The organism is Streptomyces physcomitrii, from assembly GCF_012273655.1.
Classification (GTDB): Bacteria; Actinomycetota; Actinomycetes; order Streptomycetales; family Streptomycetaceae; genus Streptomyces; species Streptomyces physcomitrii.
Genome location: NZ_JAAWWP010000033.1, coordinates 43,481 through 50,196, shown reverse-complemented (window position 1 = coordinate 50,196; position 6,716 = coordinate 43,481). Strand labels below are relative to the sequence as shown.

4 protein-coding genes are annotated in these 6,716 nt (G+C 75.4%); all 4 read left to right on the top strand.

Going from position 1 to position 6,716, the window contains the following annotated elements; translation table 11 throughout:
* Positions 1 to 522, top strand: a 522-nt coding sequence (locus HFV08_RS29920) for a radical SAM protein (RefSeq protein ID WP_376770762.1), incomplete at its 5' end; no start/stop codon positions are given.
* A gap of 102 nt (positions 523 to 624) precedes the next feature.
* Complete coding sequence (locus HFV08_RS29915) at positions 625 to 1,617, top strand: ATP-binding cassette domain-containing protein (protein ID WP_168543703.1); 993 nt, start codon at positions 625 to 627, stop codon at positions 1,615 to 1,617.
* The gene (locus tag HFV08_RS29910) at positions 1,614 to 2,462 is read left to right on the top strand and encodes an ABC transporter permease (protein WP_168543702.1); all 849 of its coding nucleotides are present in this window, start codon (positions 1,614 to 1,616) and stop codon (positions 2,460 to 2,462) included. The genes HFV08_RS29915 and HFV08_RS29910 overlap by 4 nt, the downstream gene beginning before the upstream one ends.
* A 13-nt stretch (positions 2,463 to 2,475) precedes the next feature.
* Positions 2,476 to 6,594 carry an AMP-binding protein gene (locus tag HFV08_RS29905; RefSeq protein ID WP_168543701.1) on the top strand — a complete coding sequence of 1,373 codons (4,119 nt, stop codon included), beginning with the start codon at positions 2,476 to 2,478 and terminating at the stop codon, positions 6,592 to 6,594.
* Positions 6,595 to 6,716: the final 122 nt, after the last annotated feature.

Genomic DNA, 6,716 nt, shown 5'->3' with positions numbered 1-6,716 from the left:
GAGACCAACGCCGAGCGCATCGAGCACCTGCGGATGATCCGCGACGTGCAGGACCGCACCGGCGGCTTCCGCGCCTTCATCCCGTACACCTACCAGCCCGAGAACAACCACCTGAAGGGGCAGACGCAGGCGACCGTCTTCGAGTACCTGCGGATGCTGGCGGTGGCCCGGCTGTATCTGAACAACGTGGCGCACATCCAGGGTTCGTGGCTGACCACGGGCAAGGAGATCGGGCAGCTGTCGCTGCACTACGGTGCCGACGACCTGGGTTCGATCATGCTGGAGGAGAACGTGGTCTCCTCGGCCGGTGCCAAGCACCGCTCCAACCGCCTGGAGATCATCGATCTGATCCGCCGTGCGGGCCGGGTTCCCGCGCAGCGGGCCACCACCTACGAGCACCTGGTGGTCCACGAGGACCCGGCGAACGACCCGGTCGACGACCGCGTGGTCTCGCACATCTCCTCCACCGCCATCGAGGGCGGCACCGCCCACCCCGAACTGAAGCTCATCGCCACCACCTGAGAACGGGGCGGCTCCCGTACCCCGCGCGGCGCGGGGTACGGGAGCCGTTCCGCCGGGCCACACGAGAAGACCCACACAAGAAGACAAGGACAGGAGAAGCTCATGGCGGGCGCCATCCACGCCACGGGTCTGGTGAAGACCTTCGGTGAAGTCCGCGCCGTCGACGGGGTCGACCTGGACGTACCGGAAGGAGGCGTGCTGGGTCTGCTCGGCCCCAACGGAGCCGGCAAGACCACCACGGTGCGCCTGCTGACGACGCTGCTGCGGCCGGACGCGGGGACCGCATCCGTGGCCGGGCACGACGTGCTGCGCCAGCCCGACCGGGTCCGGCTCTCCATCGGCCTCTCCGGGCAGTTCGCCGCCGTCGACGACCGGCTCACCGGCCGGGAGAACCTGCGGATGATCGGGGAACTGTACGGGCTGGGCTCGCGCGCGGCGCGGCAGCGGGCGGACGAACTGCTGGCCCGCTTCGGCCTGGACGCCGCGGCCGACCGCGTCTCCAGCACGTACTCCGGAGGCATGCGGCGCCGTCTCGACCTCGCCGGGGCGCTGGTGCTGCATCCGCCGGTGCTGTTCCTGGACGAGCCCTCGGTCGGCCTCGACCCGACCAGCCGTCTGATGCTGTGGGACGCGATCGAGGGCCTGGTCGCGCAGGGCATGACGCTGCTGCTCACCACGCAGTACCTGGAGGAGGCGGACCGCCTCGCCCGGGACATCGCGGTCGTCGACCACGGGCGCATCATCGCCCGCGGCACCCCGCGCGACATGAAGACGCAGGCCGGGGGCCAGCGCATCGAACTGGTCGTGGCCTGGCCCGAACAGCTGGAGCCCGCCGTCGCCCTGCTCGACCGCTTCGGCACCCGCAAGCCCGAGGCCGACCGGCCGCGTTCGACGGTCTCCGTCCCGGTGGACGGCGGGGTGCGGCTGCTGACCGAGGTGATCGCCGCGCTGGACGCCTCCGGCATCGAGATCACCGACATCGGGCTGCGGCGCCCCACCCTGGACGAGGTCTTCCTGGCGCTCACCGAAGAGCGGCAGCCGGAACCCGTGGGCACCGCGGCCGCCACCGACAGCCCGTGGGAGAAGACGTCATGACCGTGCCGGCCGCAGCCCCCGTACCCACCCTGAAACCCGGCAGCGCCGCCAAGGCCCTGCGCGACGTCCTGGTGATCACCCGCCGCAATCTGACCCGGACGATACGGATCCCCGAGGTGATCGTCCTCGCGCTCGTGCAGCCCGTGGTGTTCGTGCTGCTCTTCGCCTACATCTTCGCCGGCTCCTTCAGCCTGCCGGGCGCGGAGGGCGCGAGCGCCTACCGCGAGTACATGATGCCGGGCTTCTTCGCGCAGACCATCGCCTTCGCCACCGCCAGCAACAGCAGCGTGAGCATGGCCAACGACGTGCACAGCGGCATGACCGACCGGTTCCGCTCGCTGCCGATGGCCCGCGGCGCCCTGCTGACCGGCCGCACCCTTGCGGACATGGTGCAGAACAGCGTGGTGATGGTGGTGATGGTGCTGTGCGCCCTCATGGTGGGCTGGCGCATCCACCACGGCGTGCTCCGCGCCGCCGCCGCCTTCGCCCTGCTGCTGCTCATGGGCTACGCGCTGTCCTGGGTGGGCGTCGTCATCGGCCTCACCGTCCGGGCGCCCGAGGCCGCGGCCAGCAGCAACTTCCTGTGGCTCTTCCCGCTGACCTTCCTGTCCAACGCCTTCGTGGCACCCTCCACCCTGCCGACCGTGCTGCGCTGGGCCGCCGAGTGGAACCCGCTGAGCGCGACCGTGCAGGCGGTACGCGAACTCTTCGGCAATCCCGGCGTGGTCGACGGCGGCCCCTGGCCCACCCAGCACCCGGTGCTGGTCTCCCTGACCTGGTCGATCGTCATCGCCGTGACCGCACGGGCACTGGCCGGCCGCCGGTACCGCGCGGCCGGTGCGTGAGGGGCGGACGCCCATGAGGGCCGAGGACTCCTTCCGCGAGGACCTGATCCGCCCGGTGCACGAGCTGCTGGTGGAGCACGCCGTACGGCAGCCGGGGCGCACCGCCTTCGAGGACGCCCGCCGCACGGTCACCTGGGCCGAGCTGGAGCGCCGCACCGCCCGCGTCGCCGGGCACCTGATCGGCCTCGGCCTGGAGCGGGGCGCCGCCGCGGCCGTCTACCTGCCGAACCGGGTGGAGGCGGTGGAGAGTTGCTTCGCCCTCACCCGGGCCGGGGCGGTGGGCGTGCCGCTGCACCCCCGCTCCACCGACGCCGAGCTCTCCCACCTCCTCGCGGACTGCGGGGCCGCCCTGGTGATCACCGGGGCGGCCCAACTCCCGCAGGTGCGCCGGGTGCTGGCCGAGCGCCCCGAGGTCCTCGTCGTCCTCGTCGGCGACGCCTCCGAGGCCGGATACGCCGAGGCCGCCGCGGAGGGACTGCCCTGCTGGGAGGAGCTGGCCGCCGCGTGGTCGCTGCGCGATCCGACACCCGACGACCTCGGACTCGACGAGCCCGCCTGGATCCTGTACACCTCCGGCAGCTCCGGGCCGCCCCGGGGTGTGGTCTGCACCCAGCGCGGCTCGCTGTGGACCACGGCCTCGTGCACCGCCCCGCTGCTGGGCCTCTCCCGCGAGGACCGGGTGCTGTGGCCGGTGCCGCTGCACCACTCGGTCGGGCACAACGTCTGCGTCCTCGGCGTCCTCGCCGTCGGCGCCACCGCCTTCCTCACCGACGAGCACGGCGCCGAGGCCCTGCTGCGCCGGGCGCGGACGGAGGACTCCACCTTCCTGGTCGGCGTCCCCGCCACGTACCACCGGCTGGTCCAGCTCGCCCGCGACGGTGCCGTCGAGGGGCGACTGCCGCGGGTGTGCATGGTGGCCGGTTCCCCCTGCCCCGAGTCGCTGCACGAGGACTTCCGGGAGTCCTTCGGCACCGCGCTGCTCGACAGCTACGGCATGACCGAGACCGGCGGGGCGATCACCACCAACCTGCCCGGGGGCCCGTACGTACCCGGCTCCTGCGGGGTGCCGCTGCCCGGGCTCGCGCTGCGGATCACCCGCCCCGGGGGCGAGGAGGAGGTCCCGCCCGGGGTGGAGGGCGAGGTCCGCGTCTCCACCCCCGGGCTGATGCTCGGGTACCACGGCCGCCCCGAGGAGACCGGGGCCGTGCTGTCCGGGGGCTGGTACCGCACCGGCGATCTGGCCCGCCAGGACCCCGACGGCTACGTCACGATCACCGGCAGGCTCAAGGAACTCATCATCCGCGGCGGGGAGAACATCCACCCCGGCGAGGTCGAGGAGGTGCTGGCCCAGGCGCCCGGCGTCGCCGACGCCGCCGTGGCCGGGATCCCGCACGAGAGCCTCGGTGAAGTCCCGGCCGCCTACCTCGTGCCGGGACCGGACGGCATGGACGCCGGGGCGGTGCTGGACTTCTGCCGCGAACGGCTGTCCTCCTTCAAGCTCCCCGAGGAGATCCACCGCATCGCCTCGGTGCCGCGCACCCCGGCGGGCAAGGTGGCCCGCAGAGAACTGGCCGAGCGGCCGGCCCGCCTGCTGTGGCGGCGGCCCCAAGAGGCGGTCGCCGCGCGGGAGCGCGGCACCACCGTCGCCGGGCTCGGTCTGACCGGGACCGGCCACGCGCTGCTCGGTGCGGTGCTCGAACTCCCGGACCGCGACGAGCTGGTGTGCACCGGCCGCCTCACCGCGGCCGGGGGCGACCCCTCCCTGGTCCGGCGGGTGGACCACCGGCCGGTGGCCGTCGGCGCGCTCCTGCCGGAGCTGGTCTTCGAGGCCGCGGGACACCTGGGCTGTGCGCGCCTGCTCGATCTGCGTCTGGACCAGCCGGTGGTCCTGCCGGAGGACGGCGGGGTCCAGCTGCGCGTGACGGTCGGCCCGGCGCAGGGCTCCCGGGTGCGCCCCGTACGGGTGCACGGCCGCCGGGACACCCGCACCGGCCCCGGCCACCCCTGGACCCTGCACGCCTCGGGCCACGTCGGCCCCGCCGAGGACGGCGAGCCCGGCTGGACCATGGCCGCCTGGCCGCCGCCGGGCGCGCGCGGGCTCGGCGGCGAGCGCTCGGTCCGCGGGCTGCGCGGAGTATGGCGCCGCGGGGAGGAGCTCTTCGCCGAGGTGACCCTGCCGGACTGGACGGACCGGGCGGGCTTCGGTCTGCACCCCGCCCTCCTGGAGGCGGCCCTCGCGGCGGCCGGTGCGCGGCGGACGGATCCCAGCTCCGACTCGCCGATGACGCCCGTGAGTTGGCGGGAGGTGGCGCTGCACGCCGTCGGCGCGGGGGTGCTCCGGGTCCGGCTGACCCCGCGGGAGGACGGCAGCTGGGCGCTGGCCGCCGCCGACGGGGCGGGCGACCCGGTCCTGACGGTCCGGTCCCTGACCCTCGGCCCCCTGGCGGGCCCGGCGCTGGAAACTTCCTCGGCGCTCCAGCAGGACGGCCTGACCGAGGAGGTCTGGACCCCCGCCCCGCTGCCCGAGGCCCCGCCGCAGCAGGACCGCTGGGCCGTCATCGGCCCGGATCCGCTCGGCGGCCACGCCGCCCTGGCAGGCGCCGGCGTCCGCTGCGAGCGCCACGCGGACCTGCCCTCCCTCCTGCGTGAACTGCGGCAGGGCGCCCCGGCTCCCGGCGCGGTCGTGCTCACCTGCGACGGGTCGGGACCGGACGGACCCGGCGACGACGGGACACCCGCGGCGGACGCGGCCCGCACGGCGGTGGCCGGGGCCCTGGAGTGGATACGCCACGGCACCGATCCGCTGCTCGACGACAGCCTGCTGGTGGTCCTGCTCCGGGGCTCCGCGGCCGTCTCGGCCGAGGAGACCGGCGCACCGGACGCGGCGGCGGTACGGGGGCTGCTCGGCTCCGCCCTCGACCGGGCGCCGGGCCGCTTCGTCCTCGTCGACACCGACGCGGAGCCGCGCTCCTGGCGGCGCACCCGGGACGCGGTGGGTCACGGCGCCCCGCAACTCGCCTTGCGCGAGGGCCGGTTGCTGCTGCCGGGGACGGCGCGGGTGGCACCGGCCGAGGGCACCGGGCTCCCCGCGGGTCCGGCCGGGCTCTTCGCCGGGCGCCCGGAGGCCGCGGCCCCCGAACGCCGTCTGGCCCGGAGCACAGCGGTGCCGCTGCTGGTGACCGGGCCCTTCGCCAAGGAGACCGCCGACCTGCTGTCCGACCGGGGCGAGGGGCTTCCGCTGCTCCCCTGGGACCCGGCGCGGGCGGTGGACTGCCTGCGCGCACTGCTGGCGGAGCGGCCCTCGACGGTGCTGTTCACCACCTCCCTCGCGGCACGGCGAGCCACCGCCGGTCAGCGGGACGACATCGACGCGGTGCTGCGCACGGTCGTCGATCCCGCCCTCGCGCTGACCGCCGGGGCGGCCCGCCACGGCGTACAGCTCGTGGTCTTCTCCGCACCGTCCCGCGGCGGCCTGCTCGACGACGCGGTGGCCGCCCTCCTGGAGGTCTGCGCCCGCCTGCTGCGGCGGGCCGGGGTCCACGCGGTCGCCGTCCGGGGCGCGGCCTCCCCGGCACACGAGGCCCAGGACCTCTTCGCCGCGGCCGTCACCGCGGGGCCGGTCGCGGTGCGCGCCGCCGGGACCGGACAGCGGCCCGGGGCCGCGGTGGGCTCCGCGGTGGGCTCCGCACCGGGCTCCTCGGCGGGCGACTGTCCCATCGCCGGGGGCCTCGCCGCCGGGAGCCTCACGGCCGGGGATCACACCACCGGGGATCGCATCGGCCCGGCGGCAGTCGCAGCGGTTCCCCGGCGCACCGCACGCGACGGCGCCTGCGCACCTTCCGGTCTGCGGCAGCGCCTCGCGGCCCTGTCCGGAGCCGAGCAGGAGCAGGCCCTCCTGCGCCTGGTCCGCGCGGAGTTGGCCGGGGCCCTGGGCCGTACGGACCAGGAGGCGCCCTCGGCCGGAACGCGGATCGGGGAGCTGGGCCTGGATTCGCTCGGGGTGCTCTCGGTGCGCACCGCGCTCCGGTCGGCGACCGGCCTGCGGCTGTCCGCTCCCCTGCTCGACGAGGGCGCGACCCCCGCCGCACTCGCCCGGCATCTCCGTACGGAACTGCTCGCCCGCCGGGACTGATCCGCCGGCTCCCTCCTCACCGTGCCGGGTGGTGCACCGCACCACCCGGCACTGCCGTGCGCCCGCCGCTCCCCCGCTCCGTCCGGGGTGCGTACTCGCCTCTCCCCCGCTCCGTCCGGGGT